Consider the following 22,028-nt stretch of genomic DNA (forward strand, 5'->3'; position numbering starts at 1 on the left):
TTCCTGGAAAGAAGCGTTTTAAGGCAAGAGACGGGCGGGCAACAAGCGCATCAGCTGCGTGTCGAACCAGACGACGAACGCCGGTGACGGCACGGCATCCACTGCAAGGTACCACCAGTCGGGCTGGGCAAAGGCGCGGCACTTCACCGCGTCCTTCTCGGTCATGACCAGCGGCAATGACGGTGTAAAATTCAAGACCTCGGCGCTGTAGGGCGCGTGGTCGGCAAACGCATGGGGAATCGGCTGCCAGTGTAGCGTTTCAAGGGTGTTGAAGAAACGTTGCGGGTTACCGATACCGGCGACCGCGTGCACCGACTGACCTGCTTGAAAGTACTCCACCGACTGGCGCTCGCCGGTATGCAGGTTGACCAGTGCCGTAGGCTGCAGACGGAAGGCAAAGCCGTCGTCGCGATCTGATTCAGCCCCGTTGTAGAGCAGTGCATCAACACTCTGCAGGCGCTCGACCGGCTCACGCAGCGGCCCGGCAGGCAGGCAACGGCGGTTACCGAGGCCGCGGGCGGCGTCGATCAACACCAGCTCCAGGTCACGGGCCAGGCGATAGTGTTGCAGGCCGTCGTCGGAAAGGATCAGGTCGAGAGTCTCGCTGGCCAACAGTGCCTTTACCGCACGGCTGCGATCAGGGTCGATTACCAAGGGCACGCCGCAGCGCTGCACGATCAGCAAAGGTTCGTCACCCGCCACCGCGGCACTGTGGCTGGCCTCGACGCGCCAGGGCAGTTGAGGAGGCTTGGCGCCGTAACCCCGACTGACCACGCCGACACGCAAGCCACTGCGTCGACAATGTTCGATCAGCCACAGGATCAACGGCGTTTTGCCGGTGCCGCCCACGGTGATGTTCCCAACCACCACCACGGGTACGGGCGACTGATAGATCTCTCCCTCGCCCGCCACAAACCGAGCGCGTTTGCGCTGCACCACACGGCGATACAAAGACTCCAGCGGCCGCAATAACGCGAGCGCCGGATGGCCCTCGTACCAGGCCTTGAGCAGACGATCGGACATGGCCATCAGGGTTGACTCGCCGCCTCAACGGTGCTCATGCGCAGATGGCTGAACCCGAGCTTGCCGGCCGCGTCCATCGCGGTGATCACGGCCTGGTGCTGGGTTTTACCATCGGCACTGATAGACAGCGGCAACTGGGTATCGCCGCCGGATTCTTTCTCCAGGGCGACCATCAGGCTGGCGAGATCGTTTTTCTCCAGCAACTGGTTATTCACCGAAAACACCCCGTCGGCGCTGATGGCGATGTCCAGTTGCTTGACTTGCTGGTCCTCGGCCGGCGACCCACTCACCGCTTCCGGCAAGTCGACACGCAGCTCGGTTTGCCGGGTGAAGGTGGTGGTGACGACAAAGAACAGCAGCAGGATAAACACCACGTCGATCAGCGACGCGAGGTTGATATCGACATTTTCCCGTTGCTTGCGGCGAAATTTCACGCTTTGCCCCCAACCAGGTCCACATCACGATCGCCTTGCACCACTTCCACCAGCTTGATGGCTTCCTGCTCCATACCGACCACCAGCTCATCGATACGCCGCTGCAGGAAACGGTGGAAGAACACCGCAGGAATACCCACCATCAGGCCCGCTGCCGTAGTGATCAACGCCTTGGAAATACCCCCGGCGAGCACGGCCGCATTGGTGGTCATGCCCGAGCCCATGAACGAGCTGAAAATGTCGATCATGCCCAGCACCGTTCCCAGCAAACCGAGCAGCGGCGCCATGGCAGCGATGGTGCCAAGGGCATTGATATAGCGCTCCAGCTCATGGATAACCCGAGCGGCGGCCTCTTCGATGCATTCTTTCATGATCTCGCGGCCATGCTTGGAGTTGGCCAGGCCCGCGGCGAGGATTTCACCCAGGGGCGAGTCAGCGCGCAGTGCCTTGAGTTTTTCCTTGTCCAGCTGTTTGTTCTTGATCCAGCCCCAGACCTGCCCCAGTAGATGCTCGGGGGTAACGCGACTGGCACGCAGGGTCCACAGGCGTTCGGCAACGATGCCGAGTGCGGCGATGGAGCTCATGATAATCGGCAACATCATCCAGCCGCCGGATTTGACCAATTCCCACACAGTGAATGTCCCCTCGAAAAAGTGCGCCACTTTACCATATAGGTTCAGCGGCGGGGTTTGTCGGCAATGCTGCCGACGCCGGACCCGGGTAACCGTTCACGCCAGAAACGCCGTTGACTGCGCGCAACAACGGGTGGCATGAAGGCGCCCAGTTGCAGGCGCACGGCACCCTGTTCGGCGCTGTCGTACACCCGGCTGCCCAACGCCTGGTACCGCGCAATGACCTGCGGATGGGGATGACCGAACGCATTGCCGCGCCCTCGGGAAATCAGCACCGATGTGGGCGCCAGGCGCTTTAGAAACGGCCCGGACGACGAACTGCGGCTGCCGTGGTGAGGGGCTTGCAGCCAATCGGTGCGTACGGCCAAGGGTGAGGCGAGAAATGCCCGCTCGGCGGCCCGATCAATATCCCCGGTGAGCAGCAGCCGCTCGCCGTTGGCCTGGACCTGCAGAACGCAGGACTTCGGGTTGCCCTCTGAAGCGTCAGGCCACTGCCACAGCTCGAATAACACACCATCCCATTCCCACTGCTCACCGCTGACACACGGCTGGGTGCCGAGAAACGTGGGCAACCCCTCGGTTTCACCGCCCACGACCCGCCTGATGGGCAACCCACGGGCAACAGCCGCCGCCCCACCGGCATGATCGGCGTCGGCATGGCTGAGCAACATCAGATCCAGCGACCCGACGCCGAGCTTTTTCAACGCAGGCAGCACCACGCGAGCCCCCAGGTCAACCGCCCCCGAACGCGGGCCGGCATCGTAGAGCAACGTGTGATGGCGCGTGCGCAGCACCAGGGACTGCCCCTGCCCCACATCCAACTGCACCACCTCCACCCGGCCATGGGGCACCGACTCGCGCGGTGGAAAGACTGCCAACAGCAGCATGGGCCAGCCCAGCAGCCGAAACGGCACGCCTTTGGGCAGCAATAGCAGCACCGCGCCCATCAGGCTGACCAGCCAGTACCCCACCGGCACCTCGGCAGGTACCCACGCAGGCACGTGGCCCGCAAGCCACGCCAGGCCCCGGAACAACCCATCCAGCGCCCCACCCGCCAGCCACAGCAAGCCCTCCCCCAGATAAGGCAGCGGCAGCATCAGGGTCCCCAGCAACGCCACTGGCAACACCACGAGACTGATCCACGGTACGGCCACCAGATTGGCCAGCGGCGCGCTGACGCTGATGGGCAATCCAAGCACCAACAACACGGGAAACAGACCAATGGCAATCAACCATTGAGGGCGCGTCCAGGCCTGCCAGGCACTCCACGGCCCCAAGCGCCCACCGAATGCCAGGATCAATACGGCAACAGCCGCAAAAGACAGCCAAAACCCCGGTTGCAGGCTGGCCAACGGCTCAAGAATCAGTACGCCATTAAGCGCCAGCAGCAATGGCCACCAGAACCCCAAATGACGGAAGCGTAAACGCCACAGCAGTACCAGGCCTATCATCACACAGGCCCGCTGAACCGGCACACCGAACCCCGCCAACAAGCCGTATCCCAGCGCGGCAGCGAACGCCAGACCACACGCCCACGGCAGCCACGGCCAGGTGCGGGGCCAGAAACCGTAGCGTGCCAATAACGCGACCAACCCGTAGATCAAGCCCGCCAGCAAGCCGATATGCTGGCCGGAAATCACCAGCAGATGCACCGTGCCCGTGTCCTGCAAGACCTGCCAATCCTCGGCTGACAGCCCGGAACCATCTCCCAGTACCAAGGCGGCCAGGCCCGCCTCGCGACCTTGAACGTCAACGGCGATCAACCGTTGGCGCACCGTGTCGCGCCAGGCATGCCGGGCCGGCGACAGGCGCTCACCGTCCTTAACTGAGCCAGTCGCGCCAATCCGCTGGGCCAGCAGCCAGGCCTCCTGATCAAAACCGTGAAAATTGAGCAGCCCGGAAGGCCGTTTAAGCGTGACAGCCAGGCGCCAACGCTCCCCGCTGCGCACCTCGGGCCCACCGTGCCAGGACACGCGGATACGCTGGGGCAAGCGGGCGTTGCGCGACCGACTGTCGGCCAGTTCAAAACGCACTCCGGTGCCGGTCTGCTGCGGCAGCCCAACGACGCGGCCCTCCAGCCATCGCGTCTGGCCATCGAGCGCCGGTCGCAGACGATCATCCAGCGCCCCCTGCGCGCTGATGCACGCCCAGCTCAAACCCAGCAGGAAAAACGCCAGGGGCGACGTGCGAAATGGCAGCAGCATCAATGCCAGCACCAGCATGGCTATCAGCCAACCAGTCGTCGGCAATGCCGGTAGAAAACGCAGGGCAAGCAACCCCAGCGCGAGTGCGAACATCCCTGTCTTCATGAATCATCCTTTTCAAGTGATCCACTCAGTCTTAGCTGGGTGTCGGGAACGGCCTATGATGTTTTGTCACAAAGTCTGAATTTTCTGTTTATAGAATGCGCGCATACTTGCCCCTCGAACTGACCTGGACCCCTTATGCCACGGCGCTTATTCAAACGGTACATGCCCGACCCCACCAGTATCAGGGAACACAAGTCATTACAGTTTCTTGGCACGCTGCTGCATGACCCGAACCTTTGGCACCTGAATCGGCACTCAGTGGCCCGTGCGATGGCGGTGGGCCTGTTCGCGGCATTTATCCCGATTCCGTTGCAGATGCTGTTGGCCGCAGTGCTGGCAATTACCGTGCGCGGCAATATGCCCATCGCCATCAGCCTGGTTTGGCTGACCAACCCGATTACCATGCCGGTGGTATTTATCTGCACCTACATGACCGGTGCCTGGTTGATGAACGTGCCACCGCGCAGCCTGCCCGATGACTTGACCTGGGAATGGATCAGCGGTCAGTTGAGTACGCTGTGGCAACCCTTCTTGCTGGGCTCGGTAGTACTGGGCATGGTGCTCGGCGCATTGGCCTATTGCCTGACCATGGGCTACTGGCGCTGGTGGGTTTCGCATCAATGGAAGAAACGCAAGCAGCGCAGGGCAAACGCCTAACGCGCCAGCAAACGCAGGTGCACACGTAAGCCCTGGCCGGTGTTTTCCGCCCACAGGCTGCCGTCCTGGCGTTGCACGGCATTGCGCGCGATGCTCAGGCCCAGGCCGAAGCCACCATCGCCGGGCCGTGAGCCGTCCAGGCGTGTAAACGGCGCGAAGATCCGCTCGAGATCCCCCTCGTCAATCCCCCCGCCCTGATCCTCCAGCCACAGGTGCCAGTACTCGCCATCTCGCCGCCCGTCCAGGCACACAACTCCATCCACCGGCGAATGACGTATGGCGTTGCGCAGGATATTTTCCAGGGCCTGGGCCAGGGCGTTCAGGTTGCCGCGCACCCAACAGTCAGCCCCCAGCAGGCAAGGCAATCGCGATACGGGCCAATCGCTTTCAAAGCATGCATTCTCCCGCAGCATGTCCCACAGTGCCTGCACCTGAAGATCTTCCTTGGGCAGCGGCGCCCGCTCCGTGTCCAGCCAGGCCAATTGCAGGCTGTCTTCCACCAGGCGCTGCATGGCATCGATCTCTCGGCCTAACCGCTCACGCAACTGCGCTAGGTCTTGCTCACTGTCACAGGCCACGCGCAAGCGGCTCAACGGTGTACGCAGTTCATGGGACATGTCCCGCAGCAGTTGCTGCTGCAACACCACCGTGCCCTGCAACCGCTCGGACATATGATCAAACGCGCGCCCCAACTCGCCCAGTTCATCCTGACGACTGGTGGCGTCGTGGGACATCCGCGTATTCAACTGATCAGCTCGCCAGGCATTGGCCTGCTCGCGCAGTTGATTGAGGGGCATGATCAACAGCCGATACAGGCCAACGCACAGCAACAAGGTAAACAAACCGGGGATCACCCCGTTGGTCACCACCCGCCAGAACACTTGATAGCGCCCCGGCATAAAACGCTGCGGCAGTTCGATGACCAGCGAACCGGCGCCCGGATCAACCGCAAACGGGATCTTGAGCCACGGCAAGCCCTTGACGTGGCGACTCACCGGCCAATCCAGGCCGCGCAGGAAGGTCAGGCGCTGGCTCTCTGTATCGGTCAGCGGGTAGCTGCTCAACGACTGCAAGTCATTGCCGATCACACCGATCCAGGTACGTTCCTGTTTGCCCATGGCCTGCAGCCATGCATCAACACCCGCATGACCGCCTCGGTTCCAGGCCTGCTCGGCGCTGACCGCATAACCACTCAACGTAACCCTCGCCTCGTCGGACAGGTACGCGTTCTTTTGCTCCATGTAGCGGCCCCAGGACCAACTGAGCCAGATCATCAGCAGGCAGAAGGCAATCAACAGGCAGGCGAGCTTCCAGAATAACGAATGCTTGCCCGGCAGCCGTTTCAGCGCACCGTCAAAGCCCATCGTCATGACCACTCAACACATAGCCCTTGCCCCACACAGTGCGCACTTCGCGCTCGTTGTAGCCGATGGCCTTGAGCTTGCGACGGATCTGGCTGATGTGCATGTCGAGGCTGCGGTCATGGGGCGCATAGCCACGTTGCAGTACATGCTGGTAGAGGAACGCTTTGCTGAGGACTTCTTCAGTGTTGCGGTGTAGGGTTTCCAGCAGACGGTATTCGCTGCGGGTCAGGCCAGCCGAGTGTTCCAGATGAAACACATCGCACAGCTCGTCGTCGAACCGCAGCGTGCGGGCGTCCCCACGCTCCGGCGCAAGTGTCGCCAGCGGGCGCCGATCCAGGGCCACCCTGCGCAGGATGGCTTCGATCCGCACGCGCAACTCGACCATGCTGAAGGGTTTAGGCAAATAGTCATCGGCCCCCAGGCGAAAACCGCTGACGCGATCGGCCTCGGCGCCCAATGCCGACATCAGGATCACCGGGATCGAATGGCTCTGGCGCAGATGGGTCAGAATCGACAAGCCGTCCAGCCCCGGCAGCAGGATATCCATCAACACCACGTCGAACGCCTGTTCGCGGGCCATCTCCAACCCTTGCTGGCCGTTCTGGCACCACGTGACCTGGAAGCCACAGCGCCCCAGATGCTCGTGGACATAGGCGCCCAGCACGGGGTCATCTTCAATGGTCAGGATACTGGGTAGGCCAACTGCTGCGGGATTCATTAGCGTCTGCAAGTCATTCTCAATCACTGATTATTCAAGATAACCCCGACGCAGGCAATCGCCACACGACGCCAAACAGGCCGAAGATTGCGCCCTGTCATTAATTTGCAAGATTCCAGGCCGCGCAAATGGCTACACTGCGCAGGTGGCGCGGGCCGGACGCCGGCGCGGAAGATTGATATCAGTGTGGTAGCAGGAGAGTGGCGTGCTTAGAAGAATGGGGATAAAAGGCCGCGTACTGTTGCTGAGCTTATTACCGACCAGCCTGATGGCCTTGTTGTTGGGCGGCTACTTTACCTGGATGCAGCTCTCGGAATTGCAGGCCCAATTGCTGCAACGCGGCGAAATGATCACCGAGCAACTGGCCCCGCTGGTGGCTCCTGCGTTAAGCAGCAAGAACACCGACCTGCTGGAACGCATTGCCACTCAGTCCCTGGAGCAACTGGACGTGCGCACCGTGGCGTTCCTCGCACCGGACCGCACGCCCCTCGCCCACGCCGGCCCGACCATGCTCAACCAGCCGCCGGTCGGCAACAGTTCGCACCTGCTGCAACGCACCGACAACGACGCCACGCGCTACCTGCTGCCGGTGTTTGGCCGCCATCGCAACCTGGCGGGCGACCTGATCCCCGATGAAGCCGACCGCCTGCTGGGGTGGGTCGAGGTAGAACTGTCCCACAACGGTATGTTGCTGCGCGGCTATCGCAGCCTGTTCGCCAGCCTGCTGTTGATTGCCATCGGCCTGATCTGCACCGCAGCCCTGGCGCTGCGCATCAGCCGTACGATCAACGGGCCGATTGGTCTGATCAAGCAAGCCGTGGCCCAACTCAAGGACGGCAACCTGGAAACCCGCTTGCCGCCTTTGGGCAGCCAGGAACTCGACCAGCTCGCCTCAGGCGTCAACCGCATGGCCGAAACCCTGCAAAACGCCCAGGAAGAATTGCAGCACAGCATCGACCAAGCCACCGAAGACGTGCGCCAGAACCTGGAAACCATCGAAATCCAAAACATCGAGCTGGACCTGGCGCGCAAAGAGGCGCTGGAGGCCAGCCGTATCAAGTCCGAGTTCCTGGCCAATATGAGCCATGAAATCCGCACGCCGCTCAACGGCATCCTCGGCTTTACCCACCTGCTGCAAAAAAGCGAGCTCACGCCGCGCCAGTTGGACTACCTGGGCACTATCGAAAAATCCGCCGACAACCTGCTGGGCATCATCAATGAGATCCTCGACTTCTCGAAGATCGAGGCCGGCAAACTGGTACTCGACAGCATCCCGTTCAACCTGCGGGACTTGCTGCAAGACACCCTGACCATCCTCGCTCCCGCCGCCCATGCCAAGCAGTTGGAACTGGTCAGCCTGGTCTACCGCGACACGCCGCTGGCGCTGGTGGGCGACCCGCTGCGGCTCAAGCAGATCCTCACCAACCTGATCAGCAACGCGATCAAGTTCACCCGCGAGGGCACTATCGTGGCCCGAGCGATGATTGAAGAAGAACAGGAAGACAGCGTGCAACTGCGCATCAGCGTGCAGGACACCGGCATTGGCCTGTCCAGCCAGGACGTGCGCGCGCTGTTCCAGGCGTTCAGCCAGGCCGATAACTCGCTGTCACGCCAGCCGGGCGGCACCGGGCTGGGCCTGGTGATTTCCAAGCGCCTGATCGAGCAGATGGGCGGTGAAATCGGTGTAGACAGCACGCCGGGTGAAGGCTCGGAGTTCTGGATCAGCCTGAACCTGCCCAAAACCCGCGGCGACATTGAAGACCTGCCCTGCGCGCCACTGCTGGGCCACCGCGTGGCGGTACTGGAAAACCACGAACTGGCGCGCCAGGCCCTGCAACATCAACTGGAAGACTGCGGCCTGGAAGTCACGCCGTTCAATAGCCTGGAAAGCCTGACCAACGGCATCACCAGCGCCCATCAGACCGAGCAGGCCATTGACTTGGCGGTGCTCGGCGTAACCGCCAACGACATTCCGCCCGAGCGTCTCAACCAGCACCTTTGGGATCTCGAACGCCTCGGCTGCAAAGTGCTGGTGCTGTGCCCTACCACCGAACAGATGCTGTTCAACCAGTCCGTGCCCAACCCCAACAGCCAGTTGCAGGCCAAGCCGGCGTGCACCCGCAAGCTGCGCCGCGCCCTGTCCGACCTGATCAGCCCGCGCCCGTCGCGCAGCGAGCCGGGCGAGCCGCTGTCCAGCCGTGCGCCCCGTGTGCTGTGTGTCGACGACAACCCGGCGAACCTGCTGTTGGTGCAAACCTTGCTGGAAGACATGGGCGCCCAGGTGCGTGCGGTAGAAAGCGGTTATGCCGCAGTCGACGCCGTAAAACAGGACACCTTCGATCTGGTGCTGATGGACGTGCAAATGCCCGGCATGGATGGGCGCCAGAGTACCGAGGCGATACGCCAATGGGAAAGCGAGGGCCATGGCACACCCTTGCCGGTGGTCGCCCTCACCGCCCACGCCATGGCCAACGAAAAACGCGCCTTGCTGCAAAGCGGCATGGACGATTACCTGACCAAACCCATCAGCGAACGGCAATTGGCCCAGGTGGTGTTGAAATGGACCGGCCTCGCCTTGCGTAACCAAGTGCCGGAGCGCGTCACCGAAGGGCTGGGCCCGGGCGTGCAGCTTCCGGTGCTCGACCATGAGGAAGGCCTGCGCCTGGCTGCGGGTAAAACCGATCTGGCCGCCGACATGCTCGCCATGCTGCTGGCCTCGCTGGAGGCAGACCGTCAGGCCATTCACGTTGCCCGCGATGCCAAGGACAATCTGGCGCTGATCGAGCGCGTCCACCGCCTGCACGGCGCCACCCGCTACTGTGGCGTGCCGCAACTGCGCGCTGCCTGTCAACGTGCCGAAACCCTGCTCAAGCAGGACGACGCCAAGGCCATGACGGCCCTGGACGAACTGGACATGGCCATCGCCCGGCTGGCCAGTGAAGCGCGGGTCAGCGTCTGACCCTATTTCAAGGCGCTGATCAACTGATAAATAGCAGGGAGCATTTTCAATGCGCGTGATTCTTTTCAGCAGCCAGACCTACGACCGCGACAGCTTCCTCGGCGAGCCGCTGCCACCGGGCCTGGCGCTGCAATTCCAGCCTGCCCGGCTCACTCTCGACACCGTGGCCCTGGCCGAACACCACGAGGTGGTCTGCGCCTTTATCAACGACGACCTCAGCGCCCCGGTGCTGGAACACTTGGCCAAAGGCGGTACCCGGCTGATTGCCCTGCGTTCGGCGGGTTACAACCATGTCGACCTCGCCGTCGCCAGGCGCCTGGGCCTGAGCATCGTGCGCGTGCCAGCCTACTCGCCCCATGCGGTCGCGGAGCACGCGGTCGCGCTGATCCTCGCCCTCAACCGCCGCTTGCATCGGGCCTACAACCGCACCCGCGATGGTGACTTCAGCTTGCACGGCCTCACCGGTTTCGACCTGGCGGGCAAGACGGTCGGTGTGGTTGGTACCGGGCAGATCGGCGCGACATTTGCCAGAATCATGGCCGGGTTCGGATGTACGCTGCTCGCCTACGACCCCTTCCCCAATCCGCAGGTCCAGGCCTTGGGCGCACACTACGTGAGCCTGCCCGAGTTGCTCGCGCAAGCGCAGATCATCAGCCTGCACTGCCCGCTGACCACCGACAGTAAACACTTGATCAATGCCCGTGCCCTGGCACAGATGCAGCCCGGCGCGATGCTGATCAATACCGGTCGCGGCGGTCTGGTGGATACGCCGGCATTGATCGAAGCGCTCAAGGACGGCCAACTCGGTTATCTGGGGCTGGATGTCTACGAAGAAGAAGCCCAGCTGTTTTTCGAGGACCGTTCGGATATGCCTCTGCAAGACGACGTGCTCGCGCGCCTGCTGACCTTCCCCAACGTGATCATCACCGCGCACCAGGCGTTCCTCACCCGCGAAGCCCTGGCGGCCATTGCCGGCACCACCCTGGCCAACATTGCTGCATGGGCTGATGGCCGGGCGCAGAACCTTGTCGAAGGTTGATCAGCGGTCACATACCAGGCTCATGATGAGGAGGCACCCGTGATAGGATGCCGCGCCTATTTGGAGGATCCATGGCCGAACACGATTTCCGCTTCAGCTTGCTGAGCCCGCAACACACCCTGATCGAATGCCGCGCCCTGGTGCCGGGCCGTTACCAGGTCACCGGCAACGGTGGTTCGATCAAGCACGGCGACGTGCTGATCGTCACCCTGCGCGGCAGTAAAACCCTGTCGATGCGCCTGACCGTCGAAGGCGATGCGCGCTACTCCATCCGCCCGGCGGGCCAATGGGTCGCCATGGCCCAAGGGCCTAAATTCGGCGAGCTGGAGATTCACACCTGGAAGGTCAACTGCGACAGCTGCGACACCGTGCTGGAGTTTGAATTCGCGGTGGAAACCAAGCTGAGCAAGGAGCCGCTGCAGCCTGCCGCCAACGCGCGCATCAAGGAACTGGGCTGGGCCAGCGAAGGCGACAAGCACCGCTGCCCGAAATGCCAGAAGGCTGCGCAATGAAAGGCCTGCTTCTGCTCGCCGCCGTCGGCGCGGCACTGAGCGGCTGTGCCGGTGATGCGGTCAAGCTCAAGCAGGATCACAGTTACGTGGTGGAGTGGATTGGTGAGCGGCCGTTGATGGACTACGCCCACCTGACCGTCACCCTCGGCGCCGATGGTCGCGCCTACGGCAACGGCGGTTGCAACCACTGGTTTGCGCCATACACCGTCGAGGGCGACAAGCTCAGCTTCGGCAAGCTCGGCAGCACCCGCAAGCTCTGCGCCGAGGCCCTGATGGAGCAGGAACACCGCTTCTTCCAGGCTCTGCAAGGCGTACAGCGCTGGGATATCTCGCCGATCGAGCAGACGCGCTTCTGGCCGGCCGAGGGCAAGCCGATTCGCCTGTGGCCCGAAGAGGGCTGATCCCGACTCTGTGACTTGGCAGCGTTCCAAATGTGGGCGGGGCAAGCCCGATCCCACATTTGTTTGGAGTTGCTGCTTTAACCGCGCAAGGCCTTGAGTTTGGCCAGTACGCCTTCCGCGGTCTGCTCGCCCATCAACTGCTCACGCACCTTGCCCTTGTCATCGATGATGTAAGTCACCGGCAGGGCCTCGCTGCGCGGAATGTCGAAGATCCCGTCCGGATTCTGTGCCAGCACGGTGAACTTGATGCCCAGCTTGTCGCTGGCGGCTTTCAGTTCCTCACCCTGCACGTTATCGAAATTGACCCCGAACACCCCGACGTTCTGTGCTTTGAGCTGCTCGGCCAAGGCATTGAGCTCAGGGATTTCCGTGCGGCACGGGCCACACCATTCTGCCCAGTAGTTGACCACCAGCCATTGCTTGTCGAGGCGCTCGGCCGCGACTTTCTGGCCATACTGGTCAACGCCATAGTCATTGCCGCAGCCGCTGAGCAGCAAGGTTGTAATGATCGCCAATGCACCGATCAGTCGACGTGTCATGGGGTAATCCTTCGCAAAAATGAACGTTGGCTGCGACCTATCGCCTCTTACGGTTTAAGGACGGGGCGCAGCGCGGGTAGAATACCCGCCACCTTACGCAAGATGCGACCCGCACATGACCGATCTGACGCTTTATCACAACCCGCGCTGCTCGAAATCCCGCGGTGCGCTCGAACTGCTTGAAGCCCGCGGCCTTGCCCCAACCGTGGTGCGCTACCTGGAAACCCCGCTGGACGCGGCGCAAATCAAGGCCTTGCTGGCCAAACTGGGCCTCAGCGCCCGTCAGTTGCTGCGCACCGGCGAAGACGAATACAAAAGTCTCAACCTGGCCGACGCCACCCTCAGCGAAACCCAACTGATCGCAGCCATCGCCGAACACCCCAAGCTGATGGAACGCCCGATCCTGGAAACCGCCGACAAGGCCATCATTGGCCGCCCACCAGAAAACGTACTGGAGATTCTGCCGTGACCACACCGTATGTGCTGGTGCTGTATTACAGCCGCAACGGCTCGGTCAGCGAAATGGCCCGGCAAATTGCCCGGGGTATCGAGCAAGGCGGTATGGAAGCGCGTTTGCGCACCGTGCCGGCGATCTCCACCGAATGCGAAGCCGTGGCGCCGAGCATTCCGGACGAAGGTGCGTTGTACGCCAGCCTCGATGATTTGAAAAACTGCTCAGGCCTGGCCCTGGGCAGCCCGACGCGCTTCGGCAACATGGCCGCGCCGCTCAAGTATTTTATTGATGGCACCAGCAACCTGTGGCTCACCGGCGCTCTGGTCGGCAAGCCTGCTGGCGTGTTCACCTCCACCGCCAGCCTGCACGGCGGCCAGGAAACCACGCTGATGTCGATGCTGCTGCCGCTGTTGCACCACGGCATGTTGATCACCGGCCTGCCCTACAGCGAACAGGCATTGCTCGACACCCAGGGCGGCGGCACGCCGTATGGCGCCAGCCACCATGCCGGGCCGGACGGCAAGCGCATGCTCGATCAACACGAAATCGCCCTGTGCCGGGCATTGGGCTTGCGCCTGGCTACCACCGCCACGCTGCTGGAGAATGGCCGTGGCCAAAAAGCCTAAAGTCCTGCCGCCCCAGGCGTGGCTGGAGCCGCGTGTAAAGGTGACACGCGCATTGAGCCTGCTGGCATTTTTTGCCCTGGTGGGCTTGCTGTGCGGGTATTACCTGTTCGTCGCCGACCTGCACGGCGCACGCCCGTGGGTGATCCTGCTGATCGAGCTGGCGCCGCTGCTGTTGCTGGCGCCGGGCATGATCAGCGGCAGTGCGCGGGGGCATTCGTGGATGTGCTTTGCGGTGAACCTGTATTTCATCAAGGGCGCGCTGGCGGCGTACGACCCGAACCGCCAGTGGTTCGGGGTGCTGGAGATGCTGACGAGTCTGGCGGTGTTTTGCACGGCGCTGTTGTATGTGCGGTGGCGGCATCAGTTGGATCGGCGGTTGGCAGCCAATCACCCGTAGCTGTCGAGCGCTACGGGGGGTGTTACTTATGGCGTCGGCTCAGTGGTTGACGGTGTAGGCCAGCATCATCGACAACTGGCACATAGGTCGCCCGCTCTCGGCATGCCACTGGTTGAACGCGCCCTGCACCGTCGCCAGATCGCGCAGGCTGGTCGGCGCCTTGTCGACGATTTTCTGCGCATTCAATGCTGCCACCACGTCATCACTCGGCACAAACGTATCCTTACCCACCATCCGCAAGAAGCGCGGCGCCGACAGCCCGCCCAACTGGTGGCCGTGCTTGCTCAGGTACTTCCAGAGCCCGACGATATCGGTGACCGGCCAGTCGGCGATAAACGCGCCGAAGCTGCCTTTTTCTAGCTCGATGTCCAGCATCATCTGCGCGTTGCGCGGCACGCTCTTGAGCTTGCCCAGGTGACGGATGATCCGCGTGTCCTGCATCAGGCGTTCCAGGTGCTCGGCGCCCATCAGTACGACTTTTTCCGGGTCGAAGCCGAAGAACACCTGTTCGAACGCCGGCCATTTGGCGTCCACCACGCTGTGCTTTAAACCGGCGCGAAACACTCGCAGCGCCAGGGTCGACAGATAACGGTCATCACTGATCTTGCGCAATTGCGCCGGGGTCTTGGGCACCGGCAGGTGGGCTTCCAGTTGAGCCGCTGAACCAAAGCGGTTCAGACAATATTCGTGCAGCCACTTGTAATCGCGCATGCCCTCTCCTGGGGATTGAAAATGAAAACGGCGCCCGTAAGCGCCGTCTTTCAGAGCGTTGAGTTGCGTCAGAGGTTCACTACGTTGACGAAGCGCGAGGCGGCCGTCTCGTCGATTTTCAGGCTGGTGAAGTCAAACAGGTTGCGGTCGGCCAATTGTGATGGCTGTACGTTCTGCAAGCTGCGGAAAATACTTTCGGTGCGCCCCGGCGTCTTGCGTTCCCACTCCACCAGCATCTCCTTGACCACCTGGCGCTGCAGGTTTTCCTGGGAGCCGCACAGGTTGCACGGGATGATCGGGAATTGCTTGAAGTCGGAGTAGGCCTGGATGTCCTTCTCGTTGCAATACGCCAGCGGGCGGATGACTACGTTGCGCCCGTCATCGGCGCGCAGCTTGGGCGGCATGGCCTTGAGGGAGCCATTGAAAAACATGTTGAGAAAGAAGGTTTCGACGATGTCGTCGCGGTGGTGCCCCAGGGCCATCTTGGTCGCACCGATTTCATCGGCAAAGGTGTAGAGCGTGCCACGGCGCAGGCGCGAGCACAGCGAGCAGGTGGTCTTGCCTTCCGGGATCAACTCCTTGACCACCGAGTAGGTGTCTTTCTCGACGATGTGGTACTCGACGCCCAGGGCTTTCAGGTAGGCCGGCAGCACGTGCTCCGGGAAGCCTGGTTGTTTCTGGTCCATGTTGACGGCGACGATCTCGAACTTGATTGGCGCGACCTTTTGCAGGTGCAGCAGCACGTCAAGCAGGGTGTAACTGTCTTTGCCGCCGGAGAGACAGACCATGACCTTGTCGCCGTCCTCGATCATGTTGAAATCGGCGACCGCTTCACCGGCCAGGCGACGCAGGCGTTTTTGCAGTTTGTTCTGGTTGACCGTAAGAGTGCCCATGGCGCTTGGATCCGCTGCTGGTGTGTGACGAAAAGCCGGGTATCTTACCGATGTCGAGTCCCCACATTCAATGTGGGCCAGCATTCCAATCTGCGATTAGGCCCACTGTTTACAGTGCGATTTGCTCTAAAGCCCCTACAGTTATTCAGGTCATCCCTTCCTATACTGCGACGTGAGGTCGCACATCTATATCCAGACCTTTCAGGCCAATTGGCCCGTGGGCGCTCCGATGGGGGGCGATGGCAATAACGACAGGAGTGACTGGCATGATCCATCACGTCGTGGGGCTTTTTACCCATCCCGACCAGGAATGGCGGGAAATCCGTGGCGATAAAGAAGAAAGCATCGGCCACATGTACCTCACTCACACCCTGATTCTCGCGGCGATCCCTGCGATATCAGCGTTTATCGGCACCACCCAGGTGGGCTGGGTCATCGGTAACCGGGCGCCGGTGATGCTGACCCAGGAAAGTGCGTTGTGGATGACCATCATGTCCTATGCCGCCATGCTCGGCGGCGTGGCGGTGATGGGCGCGTTCATTCACTGGATGGCCCGTACCTACGACGCCAACCCCAGCATGGCGCGCTGCGTGGCCTTTGCGACCTACACTGCCACACCCCTGTTTATCGGCGGGCTGGCGGCACTTTACCCACATATGTGGCTGGGCATGGTCGTGGGCACGGCGGCAATCTGCTACACGGTGTACTTGCTGTATGTAGGCCTGCCGACGTTCATGAACATCGACCCGGACGAGGGCTTCCTGTTTTCCAGCTCGGTACTGGCTGTAGGCCTGGTGGTCCTGGTGGCGATCATGGCGTTTACCGTTATCGTCTGGGGCCTGGGTGTTGGCCCGATCTACACCAACTGACCTCACAACCCCTCAGGCAAGGCCACCGCAAGGTGGCTTTGTGCGTTATGCATGACCATTCGGCACCTGACAGATTCGGAAACACCCGGCTTTGCGGCATACTGGGCCTCTCTGGAGATAGGTACAGCATGCCCGAGCAACTCAATACCCGCGTCGAAGATTGTTTCCTGCAAGCCGAATCCTTTTTCAAACGAAGCTTCAAGCGCCCCCAGGTCAGCCTCAAGCTGCGGGGCCAGAAAGCCGGTGTCGCGCATTTGCACGAGAACCTGCTGCGCTTCAACCCACAGTTGTACCGAGAAAACAGTCAACATTTCCTCAAGCAGACCGTGGCCCATGAAGTGGCGCACCTGATCGCCCATCAATTGTTCGGTGAGCGCATCCAGCCCCATGGCGAGGAATGGCAGTTAATCATGCGCGGGGTCTACGAACTGCCGCCAGACCGCTGCCACACCTATGCCGTGCAGCGTCGCCAGGTGACCCGCTATATCTACCGCTGCCCGTGTGCCGATAGCGACTTCCCGTTTTCGTCGCAGCGTCATGGCATGGTGGCTCAGGGACGGCGGTATTTGTGTCGGCGGTGTCGGCAGACCCTGGTGTTTACCGGGGAAACCCGCGTGGAGTGAGGGCCCAATCGGGGGCAAGCCCCTCCCACCTTTGAAACGCGGTCAAATGTGGGAGGGGGCTCGCCCCCGATAGCGCCGGGTCAGTCACCCAACCACCTTGGCCCGCCGCAGTTCCGCTATTCGCTGAGCGCTGAGGCCCAACTCCGCCAACACCTCATCACTGTGCCCCCCCACCGCCACACCAATATGTCTCGGCGCCGGCAACCCCTCGGAAAACTTCAGCGGGCAAGCCAGTTGCGCCTGGGTCGAACCATCGCCCCTCGGCACCTGGCTGACCAACGCCCGCGCCTTCAACTGCGGGTGTTCAACGGCCTCGCTTAGGCTCAACACTGGCTCTACACACGCATCCACACCGGCAAATAACTCGCACAGCTCATCAAAGCTGCGCTTTTCGAATTCCACTTGCAGCGCCCGCTTGAGCGCAGGATCGAGGCCCAGTGCCGCCAGCTCCGGCCGCCCGAACGCCGCGCACAGTCGCTGCATAAACGCCGGCTCCAGGCTGCCCACCGACATCCAGCGCCCATCACGCGAGCGGTAATAGTCATAGAAACTGCCGCCATTGAGCACATGGGTTTCCCTTTCCGGCTGCACGCCGCAGGCCAGGTAACCCGCGCCAGCCATCGCGTTCAGGCTGAATGAGCAGTCGGTCATGCTCACATCCAGGTATTGACCGACACCCGTCTGCTGGCGAGCAATGACCGCTGCGAGCAAACCCACCACGGCATGCAACGAGCCGCCGCCCACATCCGCCAACTGCACGCCCAACGGCAGCGGCCCGCTGTCCTGGCGCCCGGTGTAGCTGGCCACGCCCGCCAGTGCCAGGTAGTTGATATCGTGGCCAGCGCGATCCTTATACGGGCCGGTCTGGCCATACCCGGTGATCGACACATAAATCAGCCGGGGGTTGAGCGCTTTCAAGGCCTCATACCCCAGGCCCAGGCGCTCCATCACGCCGGGGCGAAACTGTTCGAGCACGATGTCGTAGCTCTTGACCAGCGCCCTTACGATGTCCAGGGCCTCGGCCTGCTTGAGGTCCAGCGCCAGGCTGCGTTTATTGCGATTGAGGTAGGCGTGGCTCGCCGAGGTGCCTTGGTCATGGGGTGGCAGCACGCGCAGCAGGTCCATGCGCGTGGGCGATTCGATACGCAGCACCTCGGCCCCCATGTCCGCCAGCATCAACGAAGCAAACGGGCCAGGTAGCAAGGTGGAAAAATCCAGCACTTTGAGGGACGCCAAGGGACCTGACATTTGGGGGCTCCACTTTCGCTTCGAATGTCCACAGACTAGGCAGCCTTGCACCTACCGGCAATCGTCAGAACGATCACCGACGGTGACCGTTTTGATCACGGCGGGCTTTTTCGCGGCGGCGGCTTTATCATTGGCCAACGTTTGCTTGCCGAGTGTTCCATGAAGTTCGCGATTGCCCTGTATTCCGCCGCCCATGCGCCCTCCTCGCGCCGCGCCCTGCTGTTCGCACAGGCCGCGCTGGCCGGCGGGCATGAGATTGTGCGGTTGTTTTTTTATCAGGATGGCGTGTACAGCGCGTCCAATAACGTTGTCGCGGCCCAGGATGAGCAAGACATCGCCCGCCAATGGCGTGAGTTTGTCAGCACTCATCAACTGGACGGCGTGGTGTGCATCGCCGCTGCCCTGCGCCGTGGCGTGCTCAACAGCGAAGAAGCCACGCGTTATCAACGCAGCGCGGTCAACCTGGATGCGCCGTGGGCGCTGTCAGGCCTTGGGCAATTGCATGATGCGATCCAGGGTGCTGACCGCCTGATCTGTTTTGGAGGGCCGTGAGATGTCCAAATCCCTATTGGTGATCAGCCGCCAGGCGCCGTGGTCCGGGCCGAGCGCGCGGGAAGCGCTGGATATCGTGCTGGCCGGCGGCGCGTTTGATCTGCCCATCGGCTTGCTGTTCATGGATGACGGTGTGTTCCAACTGGCGCCGTGCCAAGCCGCCAAAGCCGTGCAACAGAAAGACCTGAGTGCCAATCTGCAGGCCCTGGGCCTGTTCGGCATTGATGACGTGTTCGCCTGCGACCACAGCCTGTCCGCACGCGGGCTCCCACCACCCGCCAACGCGCAGTCGCTGGACAGCCAAGCCATTTCCCAACTGATTGACCGTTACGACCAGGTGATTACCCTCTGATGACGACTCTACATGTGGTGTCTCATTCCCCGTTTACCGACAGCCGCCTCGACAGCTGCCTGCGCATCTGTGGCGCCGGGGACGCAATCCTGCTGTGTGGTGACGGCGCCTACGGTCTGCACACGCCCGCCCTGCAAACCAAAGGCGTGAAGGTGTTTGTGCTGGCCGAAGACATGCAGGCGCGCAATTTGCCACTACCGGACTGGGCTGACAGCATGGACTATCCCGGTTTCGTGCAACTGTCGATCGACTACGACAAGGTCAACACCTGGCTATGAACACCCTGACCGTAGGCGAGCGCCGCCTCGAACTGGACAAGGACGGCTACCTGGTCGATCTGGACGACTGGTCCACCGAAGTCGCCAATGCCCTGGCCGCCGCCGACAACCTGGAGCTGACGCCGGCCCACTGGGAAATCCTCGAACTGTTGCGCGGGTTTTATGCCGAATTCCAGCTATCCCCGGCCACGCGCCCGCTGATCAAATACACCGCCCTGAAACTTGGCCCGGAGAAGGGCAACAGCCTGCACCTCAACCAACTGTTCAACGGCACTCCCGCCAAACTCGCCGCCAAGCTGGCGGGCCTGCCCAGGCCGACGAATTGCTTATGACCGACTTTGCCCCACTGACCCTGCAAACCCCTGCCGAGCACCCGTTTGCGCCATTCGTGCGCATCCTGGGCAAAGGCAAGCGCGGCGCGCGTAACCTCACCCGCGAAGAAGCCCGTGAAGCCATGGGCATGCTGCTCGACGAAAAAGTCGAAGACACCCAACTGGGCGCCTTCCTGATGCTGCTGCGGCACAAGGAAGAAAGCGCGGAAGAACTTGCTGGCTTCACCGAAGCCGTGCGCGAACGCCTGGATGCCCCGGCACTGAACGTAGATGTCGACTGGCCGACCTACGCCGGTAAAAAGCGCCACCTACCGTGGTTTCTGCTGGCGGCCAAATGCCTGGCGCAGAACGGCGTGCGCATCCTGATGCACGGTGGCGGTGCCCATACGGCGGGCCGGTTGTATACCGAACAATTGCTGCAAACCCTGCAAATTCCCCTGTGCCGCAACTGGCAACAGGTCGGCGCGGCGTTTGACCAGGGCAACCTGGCGTTCATCCCGCTGGGCGACTGGGCACCGCAGTTGCAACGCATGATCGATTTGCGCAACACCCTAGGCCTGCGCTCGCCGATCCACTCCCTGGCGCGGCTGCTCAACCCGTTGAACGCCCGTTGCGGCCTGCAAAGCATTTTCCATCCGGGCTATCAGGGCGTACACCGCGACGCCAGCGGCCTGCTTGGCGATAACGTGATTGTGGTGAAAGGCGACGGCGGCGAGATCGAGATCAACCCCGACACGATCAGCCACCTGTACGGCACTACCGGCGGCGAGAACTGGGATGAAGAATGGCCCGCCCTCTCCGCCCAGCGCCATGTCAAACCGGCAACGCTGGAGACAGAGCATTTGAAAGCGCTGTGGCGCGGTGATGTGGAGGACAGCTACCCACAACTGGCGCTGATCGCCACCATGGCCCTGGCCTTGCGCGGCCTGGGCCACCCACGGGAGCAGGCGTTCGAATTGGCCCGGCAGTACTGGGCTGCGCGGGATAAATCGATTTAATCGATCATTCACCCGCGGTCTTTGCGCTTTTAGTTCGAACTCATCCCTTTAGACTGGGCTCCAACGCTTATTAGCCAAGGAGCCAGTCATGGGTTTGCTGATCAAAGGACACTGGAAAGACCAGTGGTACGAAAGTAGCGCAGACGGCGCTTTCCAACGCGAACAGGCGCAGCGCCGCCACTGGGTGACGGCCGACGGCCAGCCTGGCCCGAGCGGCGATGGCGGCTTCAGGGCCGAGGCCGGTCGGTATCACCTCTATGTGTCCCTGGCCTGCCCATGGGCTCACCGCACCCTTATCCTGCGCAAGCTCAAAGGCCTCGAAAGCCTCATCGATGTGTCCGTGGTCAGCTGGCTGATGCTGGAAAACGGCTGGACCTTCGACAAGGCCCACGGCTCCACTGGCGACGCGCTGGATAATTTTGAATTCATGCACCAGCGCTACACCGCCGATACGGCCGACTACACCGGCCGCGTCACCGTGCCGGTGTTGTGGGACAAGCAGCTCCAACGCATCGTCAGCAATGAGTCGGCGGAGATCATCCGCATGTTCAACAGCGCGTTCAACGGGTTGACGGGCAACACCCTGGACTTCTATCCCGAGTCACTGCGCACAACCATCGACACGCTGAACGAACGCATTTACCCGGCCGTGAACAACGGTGTGTATCGCGCAGGCTTTGCCACGTCGCAGCAGGCGTATGCAAGCGCGTTTGATGATGTGTTTGCCGAACTGGATGACCTGGAGCAGCACCTGAGCGACCATCGCTACCTGGCCGGTGAATACCTGACCGAGGCAGACGTGCGACTGTTTACCACGCTGATTCGTTTTGATGCGGTGTACTACAGCCACTTCAAATGCAATCTGCGGCGGATTGCGGATTATCCAAACCTGTCGAACTGGCTGCGGGAGTTGTATCAGTGGCCTGGGGTGGCCGAGACGGTGGATTTCGAGCACATCAAGGGGCACTACTATGCGAGCCATCGGACGATCAATCCGACGGGGATTGTGCCGAAAGGGCCGTTGCAGAGGTTTGATGCCGAGCATGATCGTCGGCGCTTGAATGGCTCAGGGGTTTTGAGCTGATCCACGAGATGGTTGTGTCTGAGG

26 protein-coding genes are annotated in these 22,028 nt (G+C 61.9%); 16 read left to right on the plus strand and 10 right to left on the minus strand.

Annotated elements, in window-relative coordinates; all coding sequences use genetic code 11:
* Positions 1 to 18 precede the first annotated feature (18 nt).
* The 4 genes from lpxK to AOA60_RS27235 are packed head-to-tail and all read right to left on the minus strand — an operon-like array spanning position 19 to position 4,398.
* Positions 19 to 1,029 carry a tetraacyldisaccharide 4'-kinase gene (lpxK, locus tag AOA60_RS27220; RefSeq protein WP_099586976.1) on the minus strand — a complete coding sequence of 337 codons (1,011 nt, stop codon included), beginning with the start codon at positions 1,027 to 1,029 and terminating at the stop codon, positions 19 to 21.
* Entirely contained in the window at positions 1,029 to 1,457 is a 429-nt protein-coding gene (locus tag AOA60_RS27225) for a biopolymer transporter ExbD (RefSeq protein ID WP_099586977.1), read from the minus strand. The genes lpxK and AOA60_RS27225 overlap by 1 nt, the downstream gene beginning before the upstream one ends.
* Entirely contained in the window at positions 1,454 to 2,089 is a 636-nt protein-coding gene (locus AOA60_RS27230) for a MotA/TolQ/ExbB proton channel family protein (RefSeq protein WP_099586978.1), read from the minus strand. Before AOA60_RS27230 ends, AOA60_RS27225 begins: the two co-directional genes overlap by 4 nt.
* 44 nt (positions 2,090 to 2,133) lie before the next feature.
* On the minus strand, positions 2,134 to 4,398 hold the full coding sequence (locus AOA60_RS27235; RefSeq protein WP_256592892.1) for a DNA internalization-related competence protein ComEC/Rec2: 2,265 nt from the start codon (positions 4,396 to 4,398) through the stop codon (positions 2,134 to 2,136).
* A 135-nt stretch (positions 4,399 to 4,533) separates the two neighbouring features.
* Between AOA60_RS27235 and AOA60_RS27240 the strand changes: the two genes are divergently transcribed.
* Positions 4,534 to 5,055, plus strand: a complete 522-nt coding sequence (locus tag AOA60_RS27240) for a DUF2062 domain-containing protein (RefSeq protein WP_099586980.1) — start codon at positions 4,534 to 4,536, stop codon at positions 5,053 to 5,055.
* Here the strand turns inward: AOA60_RS27240 and AOA60_RS27245 are convergent.
* Together AOA60_RS27245 and AOA60_RS27250 are read right to left on the minus strand one after the other, a co-directional pair.
* Positions 5,052 to 6,425 carry a sensor histidine kinase gene (locus AOA60_RS27245; RefSeq protein ID WP_099586981.1) on the minus strand — a complete coding sequence of 458 codons (1,374 nt, stop codon included), beginning with the start codon at positions 6,423 to 6,425 and terminating at the stop codon, positions 5,052 to 5,054. The two genes, AOA60_RS27240 and AOA60_RS27245, sit on opposite strands and share 4 nt — an antisense overlap.
* Positions 6,409 to 7,137 (minus strand): response regulator transcription factor, encoded by a 729-nt coding sequence (locus AOA60_RS27250; RefSeq protein WP_099586982.1) that lies wholly within the window; start codon positions 7,135 to 7,137, stop codon positions 6,409 to 6,411. The genes AOA60_RS27245 and AOA60_RS27250 overlap by 17 nt, the downstream gene beginning before the upstream one ends.
* A 205-nt stretch (positions 7,138 to 7,342) precedes the next feature.
* On the opposite strand from AOA60_RS27250, the gene AOA60_RS27255 reads away from it, so the two are divergent.
* The 4 genes from AOA60_RS27255 to AOA60_RS27270 all read left to right on the plus strand — a co-directional run bounded on the left by AOA60_RS27255 (position 7,343) and on the right by AOA60_RS27270 (position 12,048).
* Positions 7,343 to 10,096, plus strand: coding sequence for a response regulator (locus tag AOA60_RS27255; RefSeq protein ID WP_099586983.1), 2,754 nt, complete (start codon positions 7,343 to 7,345; stop codon positions 10,094 to 10,096).
* A gap of 49 nt (positions 10,097 to 10,145) precedes the next feature.
* Entirely contained in the window at positions 10,146 to 11,135 is a 990-nt protein-coding gene (locus tag AOA60_RS27260; RefSeq protein ID WP_099586984.1) for a 2-hydroxyacid dehydrogenase, read from the plus strand.
* Positions 11,136 to 11,206: 71 nt separating this feature from the next.
* A complete protein-coding gene (locus AOA60_RS27265; RefSeq protein WP_099586985.1) occupies positions 11,207 to 11,647 on the plus strand; it encodes a hypothetical protein in 441 nt (146 codons plus the stop codon).
* The gene (locus AOA60_RS27270; protein ID WP_099586986.1) at positions 11,644 to 12,048 is read left to right on the plus strand and encodes an META domain-containing protein; all 405 of its coding nucleotides are present in this window, start codon (positions 11,644 to 11,646) and stop codon (positions 12,046 to 12,048) included. Before AOA60_RS27265 ends, AOA60_RS27270 begins: the two co-directional genes overlap by 4 nt.
* A gap of 77 nt (positions 12,049 to 12,125) precedes the next feature.
* Here the strand turns inward: AOA60_RS27270 and AOA60_RS27275 are convergent, their stop codons facing one another.
* Entirely contained in the window at positions 12,126 to 12,587 is a 462-nt protein-coding gene (locus AOA60_RS27275; protein WP_099586987.1) for a TlpA disulfide reductase family protein, read from the minus strand.
* A 115-nt stretch (positions 12,588 to 12,702) separates the two neighbouring features.
* Between AOA60_RS27275 and arsC the strand changes: the two genes are divergently transcribed.
* From arsC to AOA60_RS27290, 3 genes are read left to right on the plus strand one after another with little or no spacing between them, the layout of a single operon-like run.
* Positions 12,703 to 13,056, plus strand: a complete 354-nt coding sequence (arsC, locus tag AOA60_RS27280) for an arsenate reductase (glutaredoxin) (protein WP_099586988.1) — start codon at positions 12,703 to 12,705, stop codon at positions 13,054 to 13,056.
* Positions 13,053 to 13,667, plus strand: coding sequence for an NAD(P)H:quinone oxidoreductase (wrbA, locus tag AOA60_RS27285; RefSeq protein ID WP_099586989.1), 615 nt, complete (start codon positions 13,053 to 13,055; stop codon positions 13,665 to 13,667). The genes arsC and wrbA overlap by 4 nt, the downstream gene beginning before the upstream one ends.
* On the plus strand, positions 13,651 to 14,064 hold the full coding sequence (locus AOA60_RS27290; RefSeq protein ID WP_099587037.1) for a DUF2069 domain-containing protein: 414 nt from the start codon (positions 13,651 to 13,653) through the stop codon (positions 14,062 to 14,064). The genes wrbA and AOA60_RS27290 overlap by 17 nt, the downstream gene beginning before the upstream one ends.
* A gap of 39 nt (positions 14,065 to 14,103) precedes the next feature.
* Here AOA60_RS27290 and AOA60_RS27295 read toward each other — a convergent pair whose 3' ends face one another.
* Complete coding sequence (locus tag AOA60_RS27295) at positions 14,104 to 14,775, minus strand: DNA-3-methyladenine glycosylase I (protein WP_099586990.1); 672 nt, start codon at positions 14,773 to 14,775, stop codon at positions 14,104 to 14,106.
* Between the two features lie 68 nt (positions 14,776 to 14,843).
* Positions 14,844 to 15,668 (minus strand): tRNA 2-thiocytidine(32) synthetase TtcA, encoded by an 825-nt coding sequence (gene ttcA, locus AOA60_RS27300; protein WP_099586991.1) that lies wholly within the window; start codon positions 15,666 to 15,668, stop codon positions 14,844 to 14,846.
* 266 nt (positions 15,669 to 15,934) lie between these two features.
* On the opposite strand from ttcA, the gene AOA60_RS27305 reads away from it, so the two are divergent.
* Both AOA60_RS27305 and AOA60_RS27310 read left to right on the plus strand, forming a co-directional pair.
* Positions 15,935 to 16,537, plus strand: coding sequence for a Yip1 family protein (locus AOA60_RS27305; protein WP_032889661.1), 603 nt, complete (start codon positions 15,935 to 15,937; stop codon positions 16,535 to 16,537).
* Between the two features lie 128 nt (positions 16,538 to 16,665).
* On the plus strand, positions 16,666 to 17,160 hold the full coding sequence (locus AOA60_RS27310) for a SprT family zinc-dependent metalloprotease (protein ID WP_032890037.1): 495 nt from the start codon (positions 16,666 to 16,668) through the stop codon (positions 17,158 to 17,160).
* Between the two features lie 84 nt (positions 17,161 to 17,244).
* On the opposite strand, the gene AOA60_RS27315 is transcribed toward AOA60_RS27310, so the two are convergent.
* Positions 17,245 to 18,408 carry a CaiB/BaiF CoA-transferase family protein gene (locus AOA60_RS27315; RefSeq protein WP_099586992.1) on the minus strand — a complete coding sequence of 388 codons (1,164 nt, stop codon included), beginning with the start codon at positions 18,406 to 18,408 and terminating at the stop codon, positions 17,245 to 17,247.
* A gap of 159 nt (positions 18,409 to 18,567) precedes the next feature.
* Here AOA60_RS27315 and tusD point away from each other — a divergent pair, with 159 nt between their 5' ends.
* From tusD to AOA60_RS27345, 6 genes are all read left to right on the plus strand, one after another.
* Positions 18,568 to 18,960 (plus strand): sulfurtransferase complex subunit TusD, encoded by a 393-nt coding sequence (tusD, locus tag AOA60_RS27320; protein WP_099587038.1) that lies wholly within the window; start codon positions 18,568 to 18,570, stop codon positions 18,958 to 18,960.
* Position 18,961: 1 nt separating this feature from the next.
* Positions 18,962 to 19,312, plus strand: a complete 351-nt coding sequence (tusC, locus tag AOA60_RS27325) for a sulfurtransferase complex subunit TusC (RefSeq protein WP_099586993.1) — start codon at positions 18,962 to 18,964, stop codon at positions 19,310 to 19,312.
* The gene (gene tusB / locus AOA60_RS27330; protein WP_099586994.1) at positions 19,312 to 19,590 is read left to right on the plus strand and encodes a sulfurtransferase complex subunit TusB; all 279 of its coding nucleotides are present in this window, start codon (positions 19,312 to 19,314) and stop codon (positions 19,588 to 19,590) included. Before tusC ends, tusB begins: the two co-directional genes overlap by 1 nt.
* A complete protein-coding gene (locus AOA60_RS27335; protein WP_099586995.1) occupies positions 19,587 to 19,922 on the plus strand; it encodes a TusE/DsrC/DsvC family sulfur relay protein in 336 nt (111 codons plus the stop codon). The genes tusB and AOA60_RS27335 overlap by 4 nt, the downstream gene beginning before the upstream one ends.
* A complete protein-coding gene (locus AOA60_RS27340) occupies positions 19,919 to 20,920 on the plus strand; it encodes a glycosyl transferase family protein (RefSeq protein ID WP_099586996.1) in 1,002 nt (333 codons plus the stop codon). Before AOA60_RS27335 ends, AOA60_RS27340 begins: the two co-directional genes overlap by 4 nt.
* Before the next feature lie 88 nt (positions 20,921 to 21,008).
* Positions 21,009 to 22,004 (plus strand): glutathione S-transferase family protein, encoded by a 996-nt coding sequence (locus AOA60_RS27345; protein WP_099586997.1) that lies wholly within the window; start codon positions 21,009 to 21,011, stop codon positions 22,002 to 22,004.
* The last annotated feature ends 24 nt before the right edge of the window (positions 22,005 to 22,028 follow it).

The sequence above is a fragment of the Pseudomonas sp. 2822-17 genome (assembly GCF_002742485.1).
Classification (GTDB): domain Bacteria; phylum Pseudomonadota; class Gammaproteobacteria; order Pseudomonadales; family Pseudomonadaceae; genus Aquipseudomonas; species Aquipseudomonas cyclaminis.